The sequence below is a fragment of the Micromonospora sp. BS32 genome (assembly GCF_059089345.1).
In genome coordinates this window covers 1-18,068 of the sequence record NZ_JBSSHR010000030.1, presented here as the reverse complement: position 1 = coordinate 18,068, position 18,068 = coordinate 1, and the positions used below count along the sequence as shown (strand labels likewise).

The window sequence follows — 18,068 nt, the reverse complement described above, 5'->3', positions numbered from 1 at the left end:
GTCCGCCGGCTCAGCCGCCGAGGATCAGGTCCAGGTGGGGATTGGTGAGGACCCGGCCCGGGTCCAGCCGGTCGCGTAGCGCCAGGAAGTCGGCGAACCGGGGGTACGCGGGCGCGAGCGACGCCGCGTCCCGGTAGTGCAGCTTGCCCCAGTGTGGACGGCCGCCCAGCGCCGTCGCCATCTCCTCCACGGCCCGGAAGTACGGCTCGTACGGCATCCCGACGTACTGGTGCACGGCCAGGTACGCCGAGTCCCGCCCGTAGCCGTGGGAGAGCCAGATGTCGTCGGCGGCGGTGAACCGCACCTCGACCGGGAAGAGCACCTTGAACGGCAGCCCGTCGACGATCCGGCGCAGTTCGTCCAGCGCCGTGGGCAGGGCCGCCCGCGGCAGGGCGTACTCCATCTCCACGAAGCGGACCCGGCGCGGGGTGCAGAAGACCCGGTCGGAGCGGCCGGTGTAGGTGCGTTCGGTGAGCGCCCGGGCGGAGACCGCGCTGATCCGGGGGGCCAGCGCCGGCACCGCGCGACCCAGCCGGCAGGCCCCGGCGAAGACGGTGTTGGCCAGGAAGTCGTCGTCCAGCCAGCCGCGCCAGCGGGACAGCGGCCGGTCGTCGGCGGGTACCCGGTCATTGGTCTTGACCTGCACCCGGTCGGTGTACGGGAACCAGTAGAACTCGACGTGGTCGTGCGCCTCGACCAGCTCCGGCAGTTCGGCGAGCACGGCGGCCAGCGGCGCGGGCCGTTCGTGCGCCCGCAGGGTGAACGCGTCGACGCAGCGCAGCGTCACCTCGACCAGCACGCCGAGCGCGCCGAGCCCGACCCGGGCGGCGGCGAAGACGTCGGGGTGCTCGTCGGCGGAGCAGCGCAGCACCTCGCCCGCGCCGGTGACCAGGGTGAGCGCCTCGACGAAGGTGGAGAGGCAGCCGTACGCCGCGCCGGTGCCGTGGGTGCCGGTGGAGATCGCGCCGGCGACGGTCTGCGCGTCGATGTCGCCGAGGTTGGGCAGGGCCAGGCCGTGCGCGGCGAGCAGTTCGTTGAGCGCGTGCAGGGTCGTCCCGGCCGGCACGGTGACCGAGTGACCGTCGACCCGGACGCCGGTGTCCAGATCGGTCAGTTCCAGCAGCCGGCCGTCGGGTACGGCGATCGGGGTGAACGAGTGGCCGCTGCCGACCACCCGGACCCGCTCGCCCGCGCCCGCCGCGTCCCGGACCGCCTCGGCGACGCCGTCGACGGTGCGGGGGCGCAGGATGGCGGTGGCGACGCTGTGCTGGTTGCCGGCCCAGTTGGACCAGGCTGGGGTGGTGACGGCCATCTACGCTCCTCGAAATGAATATGAACTGCCTTCATATCAGGAACGTTGTACCTGGTAAACACCGCAATCAAGGCCCGCTCGTTGTACCGGTAGTCACGGCTTCGTGACATATGGATATGTTTCTTCCGTCGAAGGGGGGTGGCGCCGAGTGTCCACACCAGCCGCCACGACCGGGCCGCTGCGCCGCGTTCCGGTGCAGGGTCGAAGTGTCGCGCGGGTCCAGCGGATGTTGGACGCCTGTGCCGAACTCGTCGACGAAGTGGGGTACGAGGGACTGACCACCACGCTGCTCGCCGAGCGCGCCGAGGTGGCGATCGGGTCGGTCTACCAGTTCTTTCCGGACAAGCGGGCGATCGTGCAGGCGTTGACCCTGCGCACGATGGAGTCCTACCTGCAGCGGCTCGACGAGCGGTTCGCCTCCGACGACCTGACCCACTGGTGGGACGGCGTCGACGCGGGGATCGACGAGTACATCACGATGCACCGCACCGTCCCGGGGTTCCGTACCCTGCACTTCGGCGACGTGGTCGACCTGCACCTGCTCGATGAGCGGCGCGACAACAACGGCGTGATCGCCGACCAGTTGGCCCGGGTGCTGACCGAGCGGTTCGGGATGACCGACGAACCCCGGCTGCGGTTCTGTCTGGAGATCGCCGTGGAGGCCGCGGATGCCCTGATCAAGCTGGCGTTCCGCCGTAGGCCGGAGGGGGACGAGCGGGTCCTCGCCGAGGCCAAGGCGCTCATCCGGGAATACCTGCACCGCCACGTCGAGGCCGAGGCCGAGGCCGTCGGGCAGGCCTGACCGATTCCGGGTGACGGGCCGCGCCTAGAGGAAGGCGTGGCCCTCCCCGCGGTAGGTGGGGACGGCGCCGACGATCGTGTCGCCGTCGAGCAGGTGCAGCTCGTTGACGTGCTCGCAGAGCTCGCCGGCCTTGGCGTGCCGGAACCAGACCCGGTCGCCGATCCGCAACCGGTCCGCCGCCGCGCCGGCCAGCGGGGTCTGCACCTCGCCCGCGCCCTCGGTGCCGACCAGCGCCAACCCGCTCGGCAGCCAGGGCCGGGGCAGCCGGCTGCCGGCGGCCGGACCGGAGGCGATCCAGCCGCCGCCGAGCACCGTGGCCAACCCGGGCGCCGGGCGGCGGACCACCGCGCAGGCGAAGAAGGCCGCCGGGGTCGGCCGCCAGGCACGGTACGCGTCGAAGAGCGTCGGCCCGTACAGGCCGGATCCGGCGGTGACCTCGGTGACCGCGGGATCGGCGCTGGTGGCGGCGACGCTGCCGGTGCCCCCGCCGTTGACGAACTCCAGGTCGGCGTGTTCGCGTACCGCGGCGACCGCCGCACTGCGGCGGGCCAGCAGTTCCCGGTACGACCCGCGCTGGGCGATGCGGATCGCGGTGCCCAGGGCGGCCTGCCCGGGCGGGGCGTCCCCGAGACCGGCGATCTGCGCCTCGTACGACATCAGTCCGACCAGTCGGAAGCCCGGCCGGCCGGCGACGGCGGCGGCCAGCGTGCCGGCGGCCGGGGCGCTGTGCACGGGTGACCGGCGTACCCCGACGTGCACCCGGCCGCCCAGGGGGCGCCACGAGGCGTCCAGGTCGAGGCAGATCCGCAGCTCCGCCCGGTGGCCGGGGGCGCGTACCGCGTCGACGAGGTCGAGCTGTTCGGTCCCGTCGACCATCAGGGTCACCGCCGCGGCGAGATCCGGGTCGTCGGCGAGCGTGGCGAGCGCCCCCCGGTCGGCTGTCGGATAGGCGACCAGGGCGTCCCGGGTCACGCCGGACCGGACCAGCCAGATCGCCTCCGGCAGGGTGAACGCCATCACGCCGGCCCAGCCGGGGTGACCCAGCGCACGGCCGATCAGCTCGCGGGCGCGGACCGACTTGCTGGCCACCCGGACCGGCTTGCCCGTGGCCCGTCCGGCCAGCGCCGTCGCGTTGGCGTCGAAGGCGCCGAGGTCGAGCACCGCGTACGGCGGGTCGAGGTGGGCGGTCGCCCGGTCGAGGCGCTCGCGCATGGTGTCGCTGTCGATGGCCACGGATGCACGCTAACTGTCCGGGGGAGCGATGCGAAACACCCTCACGTACGGCCGGGCTGCGGTCGCCGGTCCCGGCGGCCTACGCTCGGCGAGCAGGAGAATGTCGCCGGTGGGGAGGCCCCCCACCGGGTCTAGAGTGTTCCACCGGGACTGCCCAGCGTTGGGCCGGCACGTGGAGGTACGGCCATCGAAAGCCAGCAGAACGGCGAGTCGTCCGGCGTGTCGTCGTCCGAGAACCCGCAGGGCGGCGCGGGAAGCCAGAGCGCCGCCGACCGGTCCGGCGCCGCCGCGATCCGCTCCGTGCTGCGCATCCGGCCGTTCCGGCGGCTCTGGATCGTGCTCGGCGCTGCCTCCTTCGGCGACTGGCTCGGTCTGCTCGCCACCTCGGTCTTCGCCGCCGCGCAGGTCTCCGGCAGCACCGCCCAGGGCGCCGCGTTCGGCGGTGTGATCGCGGTCCGGCTGCTCCCGGCGCTGGTGCTCGGCCCGGTGGCCGGCGTGCTGGCCGACCGGTTCGACCGCCGCTGGACGATGGTCATCTGCGACCTGCTGCGCTTCCTGCTCTTCGCCTCTATTCCCCTCGTCGCGCTGCTCGGCGTCAGCGGCGGCGTGGTGGTCGGCTGGGCGGCGATCGCCACCTTCCTGATCGAGTCGATCACCCTGCTCTGGATCCCGGCCAAGGAGGCCGCGGTCCCCAACCTGATCCCGCGCGCCCGGCTGGAGACCGCCAACCAGCTCACCCTGATCACCACGTACGGCCTGACCCCGGTCGCCGCCGCGATCGGCCTGGCGGTGCTCGACCGCAGCGTGCGGGGGATCACCGGCGGCGAAATGCCCGGCTGGGCCGAACCGGCCCAGCTCGCCCTCTGGTTCAACGCCTTCTCCCGGCTGGCCACCGCGCTGGTGGTGCTCTTCGGCATCAAGGAGATCAGCCAGACGCAGGCCGACGAGCAGGAGCGCACCGGGCAGGGCATGATGAGCCAGTTCACCGAGGGCTGGAAGTTCATCGGCCAGACCCCGCTGGTCCGCGGCCTGGTGCTCGGCATCTTCGGCGCGTTCGCCGGCGGCGGCATCGTGATCGGCACGGCCAAGTTCTTCGCCGCCTCGCTCGGCGCCGGTGACGCCGCCTTCTACATGCTCTTCGGCGCGATCTTCGTCGGCCTGGCGATCGGCATCGGGCTCGGCCCGACGATCGTCCGGGACATGTCCCGGCGCCGCTGGTTCGGCATGAGCATCGTGCTGGCCAGCGCCTCGGTGCTGGTGCTCGCCTTCGCCATCCACCTGTCGATGGCGATCCTCGGCGCGATCCTGGTCGGCGCCGGCGCCGGGATGGCCTTCCTCGCCGGCACCACGCTGCTCGGCGGCGAGGTCGCCGACGAGGTGCGCGGCCGGGTCTTCGCGGTGGTGCAGATCGGCACCCGGCTGGTGCTGATCCTGGCCATCGGGCTGAGCAGCCTGCTGGTCGGGGTCGGCGGCTCCCGCAAGCTGACCATCGCCGACCTCGGCATCTCCGTCTCGTCGACCCGGCTGCTGCTGCTGGCCGCGGGCGTCGCCGGCATCTTCGCCGGAATCAGCGCGTTCGGGCAGATGGACGACAAGAAGGGCGTACCGGTCCTGGCCGACCTCTGGGGCTCGATCCGGGGCCGCCCGCTGATGCCGGCCGAGCCCTTCGTCTCCAACGGCCTCTTCGTGGTCTTCGAGGGCGGCGAGGGCGCCGGCAAGTCCACCCAGCTGCAGGCGCTCGCCGAGCGGCTGCGCGGGCGGGGCCGGGACGTGGTGGTCACCCGCGAGCCGGGGGCCACCGCCGTCGGCGCGCGGATCCGCTCCCTGGTGCTGGAGAACTCCGGTGACGAGGCACCGTCGCCGCGCGCCGAGGCGCTGCTCTACGCCGCCGACCGGGCGCATCACGTCGCCACCGTCGTCCGGCCCGCGCTGATCCGCGGCGCGGTGGTGATCAGCGACCGGTACGTCGACTCCTCGCTGGCCTACCAGGGCGCCGGCCGGACCCTCCCGGTCCAGGAGGTCTCCTGGCTCTCCTCCTGGGCCACCGGCGGGCTCAAGCCCGACCTGGTGGTGCTCCTCGACGTCGACCCGCACACCGGGATGTCCCGCGTCGCCGCCCGCAACCAGGGTGCCGACCGGCTGGAGGCGGAGTCGCACGCCTTCCACGAGCGGGTCCGCTACGCATTCCTCGACCTCGCCGCCAACGACCCCAAGCGTTACCTGGTGCTCGACGCGTCCCGGCCGGCCGAGGAGATCGCCGCCCTGGTCGCCCGCCGGGTCGACGAGTTCCTGACGGATCCGGCCGGCATCGTGCACCCGCGCCCGGCGCACGGGCCGGACACCTCGGTGCAGCCCGAGTTATCCGACTCGGAGCTGGTGACGATGGAGCACCGGACCTGATGCCGGACGTCTTCGCCGACCTGGTCGGCCAGGACGAGGCGGTCGACACGCTGCGCCGGGCCGCCGCCGGGGCCGCCGCCGTGCTGCGCGCCGCCCACCGACCGGCATCCGTGCCCGCCGGCCGGGCCGGGGACGACCTGGACGCCCTCGCCGAGGAGGCCGACGCCGACGGGCCGGCCGGGACCGGCCCGACGTCGACCGGCCCGGACCCGGGCGCCGGCATGACACACGCCTGGATCTTCACCGGGCCGCCCGGCTCCGGCCGCTCGGTCGCCGCCCGGGCCTTCGCCGCCGCCCTCCAGTGCGTGCACGGCACCGGCTGCGGCGAGTGCCCCGGCTGCCACACCACGCTGGGCGGCACCCACGCGGACGTCCGGCTGGTGGTGCCCGAGGGGCTCTCCATCGGGGTGGGCGAGATGCGCGCACTGGTGCTCCGCGCCGCCAGCACCCCGTCCGGCGGCCGGTGGCAGGCCGTGATCATCGAAGACGCCGACCGGCTCACCGAGGCGGCCGGGAACGCCCTGCTCAAGGCCATCGAGGAGCCCCCGCCGCGGACGGTCTTCCTGCTCTGCGCCCCGTCCACCCACCCGGACGACGTGTCGGTGACCATCCGGTCGCGCTGTCGGGTCGTACCGCTGCGGCAGCCGCCGGCCGACGCGGTGGCCGAGGTGCTGGTGCGGCGGGACGGCATCGCCCCCGACGTGGCGCAGTGGGCCGCGGCGGCCGCGCAGGGGCACGTCGGGCGGGCCCGGCGGCTGGCCCGCGACCCGGAGGCGCGCAAGCGTCGGGACGCCGTGCTGGCCGTGCCGCGCCGGCTGACCGGGGTGGGCACCGCGCTGGACGCCGCGTCCGCGCTGATCGAGGCGGCCGAGGCGGAGGCGGAGGCGGCCGTCGCGGAGTCCGACGCCGCCGAGCGGGCCGCGTTGCAGACCGCGCTCGGCGCGGGGGGCACCGGCCGGGGCGCCGCCGGCGCCGCCCGGGGTTCCGCCGGCCAGCTCAAGGACCTGGAGAAGCGGCAGAAGTCGCGGGCCACCCGGGCGCAACGCGACGCGCTGGACCGGGCCCTGGTCGACCTGGCCGGCTTCTACCGGGACGCGCTCACCATGGCGCTGCGCGCGCCGGTCGCCCCGGTGCACACCGACACCGCCGCGCTGGCCGAGGCGGGCGCGCAGAAGTGGGCGGCCGAGGGCGCCCTGCGGCGACTGGAGGCGGTGCTGGAGTGCCGGGCCGCGATCGAGGCGAACGTCAAGCCGCGGATCGCGGTGGAGGCGATGATGCTCTCCCTCTGGCGGGGCTGACCGCCGTCGTCCACAGGGCATCGACAGGTGTCGTCGGCGTGGGGTACGGTCCGGTGTGCCGTGGTGACGACAACGACACGCTGGGTGAGTTCGGCCGGGGGGAGAATCGATGCCGCGCGAGATCGACGAGGCGTGGATCGAGGAGGCGGTGCGGCGCTACCGCCGGATCGAGTCCCTCCAGGCCGAGTTCGACCAGGCGGTGGCCAGCGTCGAGGTGACCGTCCGCTCGCCGGACGGGCTGGTCGAGGTGGTGGTGACCGCCGGCGGCCGGATCACCGATGTCCGCTTCCTCGGGCCGCTGCACGCCCGGCAACCCCGCGACGTCGCCGGCTCGGTGCAGGCCGCGGTCACCGCCGCCGAGGACGCGGCCCAGTGGGCCCGGGAGAAGCTGCACAACGAGACCTTCGCGGCGTATCGGCCGTTGACGGGGGCCTGAGATGGAGACCCTGCGCGCCCTCGCCGCCCGCCTCGACGACGCCAGCGACACCCTCGCCGCGCTCGCCCGCACGGTGACCGCCAGCGACCCCGCCCACCCCGCCTTCGGGGCGCACGCCCCTGGCCGGCCCGGCGAGATCGGCCGGGCCCTGCACCGGCAGTGGACCACCGCCACCGGCGACCGCGCCCGGGAGGCCGGCGCGGCCGCCGCCCGCCTGGCCGCCGCCGCGGCCGCCGTGCGCAGCGCCGCCGACCACTACGCGGCCACCGACGACACCGCCCGCCGCCGGCTGGCCGGAGAGCGGTGATGGACGCCCTCGACCGGCTCGCCGAGCCGGGGCTGCACCTGCTCGCCCGGGTCGACACCCTGCTCGCCACCGGCGCCGCGGAGGCGCACCCGGTCTGGCCGCTGCTGCGCCGCATGCAGGTGCTGCCCGGCGACGCGCTGCGTGCCTTCCTCGACCTGCACCCGGCGCCGCTGGCAAGCGCCGGGCACGCGGTGCGCCGGCTCGTCCCCGCGTACGACGACGCGTGCGCCGCGCTGACCGATCCGGGCATCTGGTCCGGCCCCGCCGCCGGGGCGTACGACGAGGCCCGCTCGACGCTGCTGCGCCACCTCGACGAGGGCCCGGAGAGCCTGGTGGGGCGGCTGGGGTCGACCGCCGGGTACGCCGACGCGCTGGCCCACTGGGTGGAGGGGAGCCGGCTCACGGTGGCCCGGGTGCTCGCCGACGTGCTCGGCTCCGCCGAGGCGGTCCGGGTGCTCGGGGCGACCGGCCCGGGGGCGGGCAGCCTCGCCGCGGCGGAGATCGCCACCCGGGTGCTCTCCGTGCTCGGGGTGGCCTACGACGGGGCGGAGACCCTGCTGCGCCAGTGGTCGCCGAGCCTGGCCGAGTCGGCCTGGCGGTCGCCCGTGGGCGGGGCGGCGAGCTACGAGGGCACCACCCGGGTCGGCCGCTGAACCGCTGCACGGGCCACGGCGCCGCGCGGGGCGGCCGGTTCGCACCGGGCCCGGCAGCGGCGCCGTGGTCTTCCCTGCACCCCCCGCAGGTCTGCCTCCACTCAACGGCACCGGGCCGCCGTTGTCCCCGGCCGGCGGCACTATTCAGCCGTCCGGGCGAGGAGCATGCACACGATTCGACGGCGTCGATGACTGCACGGGGTAACCGTTCGGCGACGGGTGGCCGGGTCGGCACCGGCCGTCCGTCGTAGGGTGGGGGCCATGGGCATGCTCTGCGCGGTCAGCTTCAACCGGTACGGGCGCCTCTACTACCTCGACCCGGGGGAGTTCAGCCCGCAGGTCGGCGACCGGGTGCTGGTGCCCACCGACGACGGGCCCGAGGTGGCCGAGTGCGTCTGGGCCGCCCAGTGGGTCACCGAGTCCACCGACGGTTTCCCAAAGCTGGCCGGCATGGCCGGCGAGGAGGACCTGCGCCGCGACGAGCTGCTGCGGCGGCGCAAGGCCGAAGCCAAGGTCGCCGCGAAGCGGCTGATCCGGGAGCACGGCCTGCCGATGAAGGTGGTCGCCGTCGACCACGTCTTCGGCGCCGCCGACGGTGACGGCGACCGCACCACGGTCTACTTCACCGCGCCGCACCGGGTGGACTTCCGCTCGCTGGTCCGCGACCTGGGGGCGACCCTGCACTGCCGGGTGGAGCTGCGCCAGCTCTCCGCCCGCGACTCGGCCCGGGTGCAGGGCGGCATCGGCTCCTGCGGTCGGGACCTGTGCTGCGCGACGTTCCTCAACGACTTCGAGCCGGTCACGATCCGGATGGCCAAGGACCAGGACCTGCCGCTCAACCCGCTGCGGATCTCCGGCGCGTGCGGCCGGCTGATGTGCTGCCTGAAATATGAACATCCGCTCTACCAAAAATTCCAGGAGTCGGCGCCGCCGATCGGCAGCCGGGTCACCACGCCCGAGGGCGACGGCAAGGTGGTCGGCCACAGCGTCCCCCGGGACGCCGTCACGGTACGGCTCGACGCCGACGGCTCCCGCTGCTCCTGCTCCCGCGCCTCGGTCTGCGGCCCCCGTCAGGCCCACGACCAGCAATACTCCACCTGATTCGGCGGCTCCCCGGGCTCAGCGCAGGGTGATCGGCGGCTCCGCCAGCCGCGCCCGCAGCGACCCCTTCGGGACCAGCCAGGAGGCGTGCGGTTCCTGGTCCGGGTTGACCGCCCAGTCGTGGTTCACCCGGTCCACCGCCACCGGATAGATCGTCAGCGATCCGTCCGGATCGAACCGCATCCGCAGGAACGACTTGGCGTCCTCGATGCCCTGGGCGGCGAAGAGCTCGTTGACGTTCACCCCGAGCGATCCGGCGACCAGCAGGTAGGCCGCCACCACCTGGCTGGCGACCAGACCGGCGACCGGGCCGTAGAGGACCGCCGCGGCGACCGCCGGCAGCGGCCACGGCCAGTCGTAGAAGGGCAGGTGGATCCAGGCCCAGGTGCCGGCGGCGGCCAGGGCGACGTGGGCCAGCCCGTGCCCCACCCCGAGCATCCAGTGCCGCGCATGCCGCTTCCCGCCGGCGCTCGGTGGCTTGGCGAAGAAGCCCGCGCCGAGCAGCGTCACCGCCAACATGATCACCAGGGGGACGCTGAACAGCCGCTGCTCAGTGGTGTCGATCCGGTTCGCGGCCACCCCGGCCATGGCCAGCATCAGCAGCGTGTGCAGGGTGCCGAGCAGAGTGCCGAAGCCCGGGTTGCGCCGGGGCAGCCGGTGGAAGATGCCCCAGCCGTACCGCCGGGAGCGGGCCGGGTCGGGGTAGCGGGCGACCAGGTCGTACCCGCGGGTCTGGCTGGCCCGCCGGGACAGGGTGTCCTTCGGCGGCACCTCCAGCCGCTCCGGGAGCTTGTGCGTCGGGTAGAGGTACGCCCCGCCGCCGCCACAGGTGATCAGCTGTCGCTCCGGACCGGCGTACCGGGCGTAGTGGTGCAGGTCGCCGGAGATCAGCAGCCGCACGTGCGCACCGGTGGGGGCGATGATCGTCCGGATGAAGTAGTCGATCGAGTCGTACGCGGTGGGGTGGTCGACGGACTTCACCCAGGTCGGCGCCGGCACCACCAGGATCAACCGGCTCTGCGGCCCCAGCCGGCCGGCCACCTCGTCGAAGTAGGCGAGCTGCGGATCGTCCAGGTAGGACCCGGACTGGTCGTCCAGGCCCAGCAACCACCAGTCGGCCGGCAGCTCGACGGCGAAGTACGACCGGGACTGGCCGGTGCTCCAGCCACCGAAGTGCCGGTCCCGGGAGCGGACGAAGAGCCGCAGGAAGGCCGTCAGGCCGTCGTACCAGTCGTGGTTGCCGGGGACGGCGAAGAGCGTCGGCCGGTCGGGCGGCGACACCGGCAGCGCCGCCTGGTACGGCCCCTTGCACCGGTCCTCGTACGCCGCGTAGTCCGCCGACGGGTAAACCTGGTCACCCCCCATCACCAGGGTTCGGCCCCGGGGCAGGTGGTGCCCGTCCACCTCCAGCTCCGGCTGCGCCAGCAGGTACGCCACCGAGTAGGTGGCGTCGAAGCCGTCGCCCAGGTCGGCCACGTAATCCAGCCAGAGCCCGCCGTCCGGCCCGACCTGCTTGCCGATCTTGGAGTCCAGCGCGTTCTGCAGTTCCCGCTTGTCCAGGTACGCCCCGAACAGCATCGCCAGCAGCGTACGGATGCCGGTGCTGATCAGCAGCGCCGGCGCGAGCCACGGCACCGGCTTGCGGGGTGTGAAGCCCAGCTCGAGGGGATCGACGCTGAGCGGCCGGCGGACTGCGCGCTCGCCCGGGGCGTGCTCGTCGTGACCGGGATCCTGCGCGGGGGGACGGTGATCGTCGCTCACCCGCCGCAGCGTAGTCCCGACCCGCGACCACCGCTGTCCGGCAGACGACCCGGTCGCGCCCGATGTCCGGTTCCCGGGGGCGGGTAACCCCCTCGGCCGGTGGGCCGGGCGTGCCGTACACTTGACGATCGTTGCCGCCTTAGCTCAGTCGGCTAGAGCGACGCACTCGTAATGCGTAGGTCGACGGTTCGATTCCGTCAGGCGGCTCGGTACAGAAGCCCAGGTCAACGACCTGGGCTTCGCCGTTTTTCAAGGTTGATCACGCTGCCGTCCGTGGTGCCAGTCCGCAAATAGTCCGCATTCCGTGCGGCTACCGCCTCGTCCAAGCGGTCGGCGACCGCGTCCAGGTCGTCACCGAACAGGCCGGCATACACGTCCAGGGTCATCGACGCCGAGGCATGGCCGAGCATCCGCTGCACCCGCCTTCACGTTGGCGCCCGCCGCGGCGCTTCCCGGCGACGTGTGCGGCCAGCTCGTCAACGAGGAACCGCGGAATCGGCACCGACCGGCGCTGGTGATTCTTCGGCGTCCCCTCGACCAGTTCCCCGCCGACCTCCGCGAACGCCACGGCGACCGTCACCCGACGCCGCAGCAGATCCAGCCGCGACACCCGCAGCGCGGATGCCTCACCCCACCCCAGCCCGGTATAGGCCAGGAACCGCACGAGCAGCCCGTACCGCCCGCATGCCTGCGCGAGCCTCGCCAGCTGGTCGTGGTCGAGGAACACCGGTTCCTCCCGCACCACCCGAGGCAGCCGCACGCCCTCTGCCGGGTTCCGAGACATGCGACCCTCCCGCACGGCGTGCGCCAGGAGCAGTGACAGCACCCCGGTGCGCGTACCGGACCGTTGCCGGGGCGAGGCCTGATGCGGTGAGCCGTTGAACCCAAGCCGCGACCTCGGCGTACGAGACTGCCGAAAGCGGGATGTCCTCCCACGTCGGAAGGATCTGCCGCCGTAGCGCCAGCTCGTACCGGGCGCGAGTAGACGGCTTGAGCTGCACCTGAGCCGCCATCCACTGCGCCACCCAGGCGCCCACCGTCACCCGAGCCCGAGCTGGGTCGATCAAGTCACCCCGCGCAACGGCAGCCTTGACGGACGCCTCCCACCGCTCCGCATCCGACTTCCGATTCACGGATCTCGAGCATGCAACGTCTGTTGGCATAGGACGATGTCGTTGGGCAGCCGATGGACTCGCGGAGGTGAAGGTGTTCAGCCGGCTTCGGAGTACTTCGCGGGAGAGCGTACGGCGGACAGGCCGAGATGTGTACGAGCGGCTTCGCACGTACCTCATCGTCGCGGCGCAGGCGGGTTTGGCGGCCGAGCTGTCCTGGTTCATCACGCGCGATGTGCTGGACAGTGCGGAGCCGTTGTTCGCGCCCGCCGTCGCGGTCGGCACGATCGCGGGAGCCATCGGTAATCGGATCAGGCGGACGCTGGAGGTCATTGCCGGGGTGATCGTGGGGGCGGTGGTCGCGCATTTGATCACACGGACGATCGGGGCAGGGCCGGTACAAACGGGCGTGGTGGTGGCACTGGCCATCTCGGTGGCCGTCGTGTTTCGCGGCGGCGGCGCGGTCACGGCGCAGGCAGGAGGCACGGCTTTGCTGTTGGGGTCGGTGGCGCAAGGACCGGATCTGGCGGTGTCGAGAACGGAAAGTACGGTGCTCGGTGGTGTGGTCGCCATCGCCGTCGCGTACCTGATCCTGCCGCTCAACCCGATGCGCGTCGTACATCGCACCGTCGGTCCGACGGTGGACGTCTTCGCACGCGAACTGACCACTGCCGCCACGGCACTAGCCCACCGTGACCTTCAACAGGCCGAGGACGCCCTACAACGCTTCTCCGCCGCATGGGAGCACAGACAGAAGACGGCCGAGCTGGTCGCCGCAGCGCAGCAGGTCGCGGTCCTCTCACCGTGGCGGAGACGACGGCTCGGCATAATGCGCCGGTACCAGCACGCCGCGGAGCACCTGGAAAACGCCTACAGCGGCGCACGCGAGATGATGAAGTGGGCGGCAGCGACCATACGCGCCGATGAGCCAGTGCCGGCCGGCCTTCCCACGTCGATCGAGCACGTCGGCCAGGCGCTGAGGCTCCTGTCCCGTGACTTCCTCGCCGGCCGGGAGCCGGATCCTATGCGCGCGCGGGCACTGCAGGCGATCAAAGACGTCAACGAGGCATGCGCCGAAGGCGTCGAGTTCTCCGGGACAGTGGTCGCCACGCGAGTGCGCGCTACCGTCAGCGATCTGCTCCAAGCCTCCGGACTGCCACAAGCCGAGGCGAACAAGCAGGCGGGCCTAAAGGCCGACGTCTAGCCAAGGCGCCTGCGATCCGACTCCTGCCGGACCGCTCCGGTGAGGTCACGCCACGTAGCGGCCGAGGTCTTCATCATCCGGTCGACCATCGCCCGCTATACGTCTTCAAGGCGGCCCGCATAGCGGGCCGCGCCGGCCCGGCCCGGCCTGCTGGCGATCTCCGGCCGATCGTCCTCCCCGGCTTCCACACGAGCGACGTGCTCGCGCAGGGCGATTGCCGAAATCCGGCGCGAGCCGTCGGCCTTGACCGATCGCAGTTGGTCGGAACGGATCAGGTCGAAGACCTTGGATCGGCCGATGTTCAGCACCCGGGCCACCTGCTCCGGCCGGAGCAGCAGCAGCGGCGGCAGGTCATCAGTCGGCAGCTCCCACAGCCGCGCCGGCATAGGGCGCATGTCGGAGACAATCACCGTTGCTCCTCCTTGTCGTGAGCGTCGAGCGGAGTTGCCGAAACGTCGGGCGGGTCGGCGGCGCGTCTCGCGGCGTCGAGCTGCGCCCGCCACTGGATGCATTCGGATATCGCGCGGGGGACGCGGTGGCCGAGGGGCGGCACGTCGGGATCGGTAGGCCGGCGCTCCGCAAGGTCATCGTCAGAGCCGAATCGCGTGATCGTAGTCGCCTGTTCTGCCGGGGATTACAGGATTGTCGTCACATGATCGACGTCGGCCAGGCAGTCTGGAAGCGCTGCTCGGTTCTCCTTGCAGACGGCCCGGATCCAAGGTTGCCGCCGCCTCTCGTCCGACGCCAAGGAGGCAGTGCCATGCCACCTGACGCAGAGCCACCGCGAGCGCACCGGACGCTGAACAAGGGTCGGATGGAGGGATTCAGCGACGGCGTGTTCGGCTTCGCCATCACACTGCTCGCGGTATCTCTCGCAATTCATCCGCCAGGCGGTCCGCTGCAGCAGCTACTTCACGGTTGGCCCTCGTACGGGGCGTACCTCATCAGCTTCCTGACGATCGGCGGTGCGTGGCTCGGCCACATGGCATTGACCGATCGGCTCACACGCGTCGACGCGATCTTCCTGCGCATGAACCTCCTCCTTCTGCTCGGGGTGGCAGTCCTGCCGTTCCCGACCCGGCTCATGGCCGCCGCCGTGGGCGAACCCGCCAGCGAACGGGTGTTCGTCACCGTGTACGGGCTAACGCTGCTGACAGTCCGCATCCTGGCGTTCGGCCTGGACGCGTACGCGCGCCGCCAACACCTCTACTCGCCGTCCGATGCCGACGAGGAACTGCGCACAGACCAACGAAAATCTCTGCCGATCATCATCGGATATGTGATCGCGACCCTCATCGGGCTCGCCCTGCCACAACTGGCCGTAGCGTTGTACTTCGCTCTCGCGGTGTTCGTGGTCGTCCCGTTCCGACAGGTGGCACGGCGGCTGTCCCGCAGCCACAGGTCCGGCAAATAAGCGCTGTGGGTCCTCGGCCTGCGCCCGGCATGCCATTAGGAGCAGATACGGCCTCACAGAGACTGGCTGCCTGGCTATGAGCCTCAGGCTTTGAGGACCGCGCACAGTACAGCCATGAGTACAGCCAAGCCGGCCGGCGACAGGCGACCGAGAGCGGCACGGGCCGACGAGCGATGCAGGTCAGCGGCGATGAGCGACGCCGGCGGACAGAGCGCCTGATCTTTGCAAAGCGGGGGTCAGCTGACCCCCGCTTGACCCCAGCGAGGCGCAACCGAGTGCCATCACGAGAACAACGACGCGGACCGGCTGACGAGGCGAGCGGGGGAGAGGCCGACGTTGGACGCTCCTACGGATCAGAGGGTGGCGCCCTATGGAACGGTCTCCGCAAGGTGTTGGCATCCTGAGCGGAGTCGTTGAAGGAGACCTTTGATGCCCGAGCCTAGCCCGGTAGAGCTGATCCGATTCGCGGACGAGGAGAACAGCGTCATCGTCCGTGTCCTCGGCCGATTCTCGCCAGGGGTCCTGACCTTCCACGACCACCTCCGGGCAGAAATCGTCGTGAATAGCGGATTCGCTCGCGGGCAGCTGGACACGCCCCTGTCTCGTGACGACCTTGACGACTGGGAGCGGGCGTTGGGCGCGCTGGATACCGGGGAGAGCGTCCGCTGGATGGACGATGGCCGTAACCCGGAGATCCAGGTCGAGCGGACCGACGACTCTGACTACCTTGAGGTCGCCGTGATCGACCCCGTGATGTCGATGACCTCGGTTCGCGTCGCCGTGCGCCTGGCCAGTGGGTGGCTCACCGATCACCGCGACCGGCTGCAGCTGGTCCGGCGAACATGGCCGAGCGAGGTCATTAGGACGTCGTACGGCGCACTGACCTGGCGGACCTGACACACTTAGGAAGTCTTCGCCGGGAGCTACGTGTGGGAGCCACTGAGCCGAACCAAACCGAACCGACTGGGCTGCCGAGCATGCGACGACCACGGGATCTCGGACGTACCGGACGGGCTGGAAGCGGTCTTGGGAATCTACGGATCAGATGGTCGCCGTACAGCCATCCGTACAGCCAAGCCGGCCGACCCTGCCGGTCATAGGCAGACGCAGGACGACTCGGCGAGCAGGTCAACGTCAGCCACCGACGGCCGCCGACAGCAGTCCTGATCTTCGCAAGGAGGGGCGGCGAGCTCGATCGTCAACCCGGCAAGGCGGCCGAGCTGCACGGCCCGCACAGGCGGATCGGCCCCCATTGCTCATCCATGAGGTCATCCCAGAAGTCGGTTCTCGGCGCTGCCGGAATGACCTCGGCTCCGCACAGGGCCGTGACCCCGTCGTCTAGAACGGCGTGCCCAACCATCTCGCGCAGCGGCAACGAGTGATCAGCTCGCACCGCCTCAACCTGGCGCGTGTCTGCGGGCGTCAGCGCCAGGACGAACTTGGTCCGCTTTCGCACAGCAGGAGCGTAGCGGGCTGCGCTTGATCAACTAGTACGAGTTCAGTACGGATGAGCGCCGCAGGAGGTGTGAACCGTTGAGAGGCAACGACGAGCCAGCCCGAGGTCCGGGTGCCGATCGGCTGGCGCGTGCGACGCTCTTGACGTGCGTGGCGTCTTCGTCTTCCCGTCCATCGAGCAGGCCGCCGTCGTTGCTCTGCTCGACCGGCTGTCTCCCGGCCAGAGACATCCGTGGCTGGTGGATGGGTGCCTGTACGTGGAGCTGACGACCGAGGATGACTCCCTGTACCGGGACTGGGAGCCGGAGGCCGTGCAGGGTCTGAGCCGGGCCTGCCGCCAGCGACCCAGTTGGGCATTTCAGGTCGATGTCTCGGGCCGGGTTGACGGGACAGCGGAGGTCCGCCGCCTGACGTTGGCGCTGCTTGCTCAAGGCGGCATCGCAACGGACGACTACTCCGACCATCCGTGGGCCGCAGAAGAGATCGCTAACGACGTGGCGGTGGACGGCCTGCGCTTCTTCGACCTTAGGACCCACTACGAACGGACCAAGCTCACTCAGTAGTCGGTCGCGGCTCTCGCTCGCGTCGGATGGTGGGCCATCCACGGGCCACAAGGTGGTAGCACGAGAGAGGTCAGGTGCGCCGTATGTCCAAGGCCCGGCTTGGCTTGGACCACGTCTGCCAGTAGGCGCGCGCGGGGCACGACACCTCCAGCGAAGCGGCGTCGCTGTCGCCCAACTGCAAGGTCAGGTCTTCGCTGCGGATCCAGTCCAGGGCCGCCCGAACGACACGTCGACCTTCCTCGACCGTGACGCTGACGGATTGACCTGGCCGCAGCCCGGCAACTCGACGCCCGTCCACCGTTACCCAGATCCGCCTGAGTATGGCGCCCGAGTCGCGCGGTCGAGTCAGAAGCAGTGTTGCCATAGGACCCCCGCTCACGGGTTTCTGTGTTCGCCAGGGTCGCATAGCAGGCCACCGTTCGCTTAGGGCCTCATGCATCGATGAGAACAGGTGACGGCAAGAGGTGACGACGCTGCCGATCGGCATCGGGCATGCGTACGGCGGGCGGCCGTGGCCACCCGCCGTACCGGTCATCTCCGTTCGAACCCTCCCCCGCCAGGCCCGTGCCGGCCGGCGGCTCAGCTGCCCGTCGTGCCCGAGTTGGCGGCCGCGACCAGGACCAGGATGAACCAGATGACGCCGAGGATGGTGAAGATGTAGCTCAGCACGAGCCCGGCGGTGGCGAGGCCGTTGCCCTGCTCGCCGGTGCGGCGGATCTGCTTCTTGGCGATGTGCCCGAAGACGATGCCGACCGGCGAGAAGACGAAGGCGAAGACCAGCGACAGGATCGCCATGACGTTGGTGCCGCGGACCTGACCGCCGGCGACGGGAGCCGGGTGGCCGTGCTCGGCGCCGGGGTCGGTGTATGCGGGCTGGCTCATCGAAGCCTCCTTTGTGAAGTGTGACGTGTGGGCCTCCCTGCTATCCGGTTCGGCTCTCGCGCAAACATGCTGCTCGATGCCCTGACTGGGCGGCGTGAACAGGCGGGCGGCCCGGACCGTCACGCCGCCCAGTCA

General features: G+C 71.6%; 19 protein-coding genes and 1 tRNA gene. 12 read left to right on the top strand and 8 right to left on the bottom strand.

All coding sequences use genetic code 11. From position 1 onward, the window contains the following. Positions 1-10: 10 nt before the first annotated feature. Complete coding sequence (locus tag AC5RWQ_RS28475) at positions 11-1,312, bottom strand: D-arabinono-1,4-lactone oxidase (protein ID WP_494285714.1); 1,302 nt, start codon at positions 1,310-1,312, stop codon at positions 11-13. A 226-nt stretch (positions 1,313-1,538) separates the two neighbouring features. Between AC5RWQ_RS28475 and AC5RWQ_RS28470 the strand changes: the two genes are divergently transcribed. Further along, a complete protein-coding gene (locus AC5RWQ_RS28470; RefSeq protein WP_494285713.1) occupies positions 1,539-2,114 on the top strand; it encodes a TetR/AcrR family transcriptional regulator in 576 nt (191 codons plus the stop codon). Between the two features lie 24 nt (positions 2,115-2,138). Here the strand turns inward: AC5RWQ_RS28470 and AC5RWQ_RS28465 are convergent, their stop codons facing one another. Further along, complete coding sequence (locus AC5RWQ_RS28465; RefSeq protein ID WP_494285712.1) at positions 2,139-3,347, bottom strand: amino acid deaminase/aldolase; 1,209 nt, start codon at positions 3,345-3,347, stop codon at positions 2,139-2,141. A gap of 336 nt (positions 3,348-3,683) precedes the next feature. Here AC5RWQ_RS28465 and tmk point away from each other — a divergent pair, with 336 nt between their 5' ends. From tmk to AC5RWQ_RS28435, 6 genes are all read left to right on the top strand, one after another. After that, positions 3,684-5,747: a dTMP kinase gene (gene tmk / locus AC5RWQ_RS28460; protein WP_494285742.1), complete on the top strand. Its 2,064-nt coding sequence runs from the start codon at positions 3,684-3,686 to the stop codon at positions 5,745-5,747. Then, positions 5,747-7,045, top strand: a complete 1,299-nt coding sequence (locus AC5RWQ_RS28455; protein ID WP_494285711.1) for a DNA polymerase III subunit delta' — start codon at positions 5,747-5,749, stop codon at positions 7,043-7,045. Before tmk ends, AC5RWQ_RS28455 begins: the two co-directional genes overlap by 1 nt. Positions 7,046-7,154: 109 nt before the next feature. Continuing rightward, on the top strand, positions 7,155-7,481 hold the full coding sequence (locus tag AC5RWQ_RS28450; RefSeq protein WP_494285710.1) for a YbaB/EbfC family nucleoid-associated protein: 327 nt from the start codon (positions 7,155-7,157) through the stop codon (positions 7,479-7,481). Between the two features lies 1 nt (position 7,482). Then, on the top strand, positions 7,483-7,788 hold the full coding sequence (locus AC5RWQ_RS28445; protein WP_494285709.1) for a hypothetical protein: 306 nt from the start codon (positions 7,483-7,485) through the stop codon (positions 7,786-7,788). Then, the gene (locus tag AC5RWQ_RS28440) at positions 7,788-8,441 is read left to right on the top strand and encodes a hypothetical protein (RefSeq protein WP_494285708.1); all 654 of its coding nucleotides are present in this window, start codon (positions 7,788-7,790) and stop codon (positions 8,439-8,441) included. Before AC5RWQ_RS28445 ends, AC5RWQ_RS28440 begins: the two co-directional genes overlap by 1 nt. A 261-nt stretch (positions 8,442-8,702) precedes the next feature. Continuing rightward, on the top strand, positions 8,703-9,542 hold the full coding sequence (locus AC5RWQ_RS28435; protein ID WP_494285707.1) for a PSP1 domain-containing protein: 840 nt from the start codon (positions 8,703-8,705) through the stop codon (positions 9,540-9,542). Between the two features lie 18 nt (positions 9,543-9,560). Here the strand turns inward: AC5RWQ_RS28435 and AC5RWQ_RS28430 are convergent, their stop codons facing one another. Continuing rightward, a complete protein-coding gene (locus tag AC5RWQ_RS28430) occupies positions 9,561-11,303 on the bottom strand; it encodes a metallophosphoesterase family protein (RefSeq protein WP_494285706.1) in 1,743 nt (580 codons plus the stop codon). A 133-nt stretch (positions 11,304-11,436) separates the two neighbouring features. Between AC5RWQ_RS28430 and AC5RWQ_RS28425 the strand changes: the two genes are divergently transcribed. Further along, positions 11,437-11,510: transfer RNA gene (locus AC5RWQ_RS28425), tRNA-Thr, on the top strand. A 17-nt stretch (positions 11,511-11,527) separates the two neighbouring features. Here the strand turns inward: AC5RWQ_RS28425 and AC5RWQ_RS28420 are convergent. Next, complete coding sequence (locus AC5RWQ_RS28420) at positions 11,528-11,713, bottom strand: hypothetical protein (protein WP_494285741.1); 186 nt, start codon at positions 11,711-11,713, stop codon at positions 11,528-11,530. After that, complete coding sequence (locus tag AC5RWQ_RS28415) at positions 11,686-12,030, bottom strand: site-specific integrase (RefSeq protein WP_494285705.1); 345 nt, start codon at positions 12,028-12,030, stop codon at positions 11,686-11,688. The genes AC5RWQ_RS28420 and AC5RWQ_RS28415 overlap by 28 nt, the downstream gene beginning before the upstream one ends. A 536-nt stretch (positions 12,031-12,566) precedes the next feature. On the opposite strand from AC5RWQ_RS28415, the gene AC5RWQ_RS28410 reads away from it, so the two are divergent. Then, on the top strand, positions 12,567-13,619 hold the full coding sequence (locus AC5RWQ_RS28410) for an FUSC family protein (protein WP_494285704.1): 1,053 nt from the start codon (positions 12,567-12,569) through the stop codon (positions 13,617-13,619). Positions 13,620-13,714: 95 nt separating this feature from the next. Here the strand turns inward: AC5RWQ_RS28410 and AC5RWQ_RS28405 are convergent, their stop codons facing one another. Further along, positions 13,715-14,029 carry a helix-turn-helix domain-containing protein gene (locus AC5RWQ_RS28405; protein WP_494285703.1) on the bottom strand — a complete coding sequence of 105 codons (315 nt, stop codon included), beginning with the start codon at positions 14,027-14,029 and terminating at the stop codon, positions 13,715-13,717. Positions 14,030-14,433: 404 nt separating this feature from the next. On the opposite strand from AC5RWQ_RS28405, the gene AC5RWQ_RS28400 reads away from it, so the two are divergent. Both AC5RWQ_RS28400 and AC5RWQ_RS28395 read left to right on the top strand, forming a co-directional pair. After that, positions 14,434-15,033 carry a TMEM175 family protein gene (locus tag AC5RWQ_RS28400; RefSeq protein ID WP_494285702.1) on the top strand — a complete coding sequence of 200 codons (600 nt, stop codon included), beginning with the start codon at positions 14,434-14,436 and terminating at the stop codon, positions 15,031-15,033. Positions 15,034-15,462: 429 nt separating this feature from the next. Then, entirely contained in the window at positions 15,463-15,930 is a 468-nt protein-coding gene (locus AC5RWQ_RS28395; protein ID WP_494285701.1) for a DUF5959 family protein, read from the top strand. A 301-nt stretch (positions 15,931-16,231) separates the two neighbouring features. On the opposite strand, the gene AC5RWQ_RS28390 is transcribed toward AC5RWQ_RS28395, so the two are convergent. Further along, entirely contained in the window at positions 16,232-16,489 is a 258-nt protein-coding gene (locus tag AC5RWQ_RS28390; protein ID WP_494285700.1) for a hypothetical protein, read from the bottom strand. A 145-nt stretch (positions 16,490-16,634) separates the two neighbouring features. Between AC5RWQ_RS28390 and AC5RWQ_RS28385 the strand changes: the two genes are divergently transcribed. Continuing rightward, positions 16,635-17,051, top strand: a complete 417-nt coding sequence (locus AC5RWQ_RS28385; protein WP_494285699.1) for a hypothetical protein — start codon at positions 16,635-16,637, stop codon at positions 17,049-17,051. Positions 17,052-17,630: 579 nt separating this feature from the next. Here AC5RWQ_RS28385 and AC5RWQ_RS28380 read toward each other — a convergent pair. Beyond that, positions 17,631-17,933 carry a DUF4190 domain-containing protein gene (locus AC5RWQ_RS28380; RefSeq protein WP_494285698.1) on the bottom strand — a complete coding sequence of 101 codons (303 nt, stop codon included), beginning with the start codon at positions 17,931-17,933 and terminating at the stop codon, positions 17,631-17,633. Between the last annotated feature and the right edge of the window lie 135 nt (positions 17,934-18,068).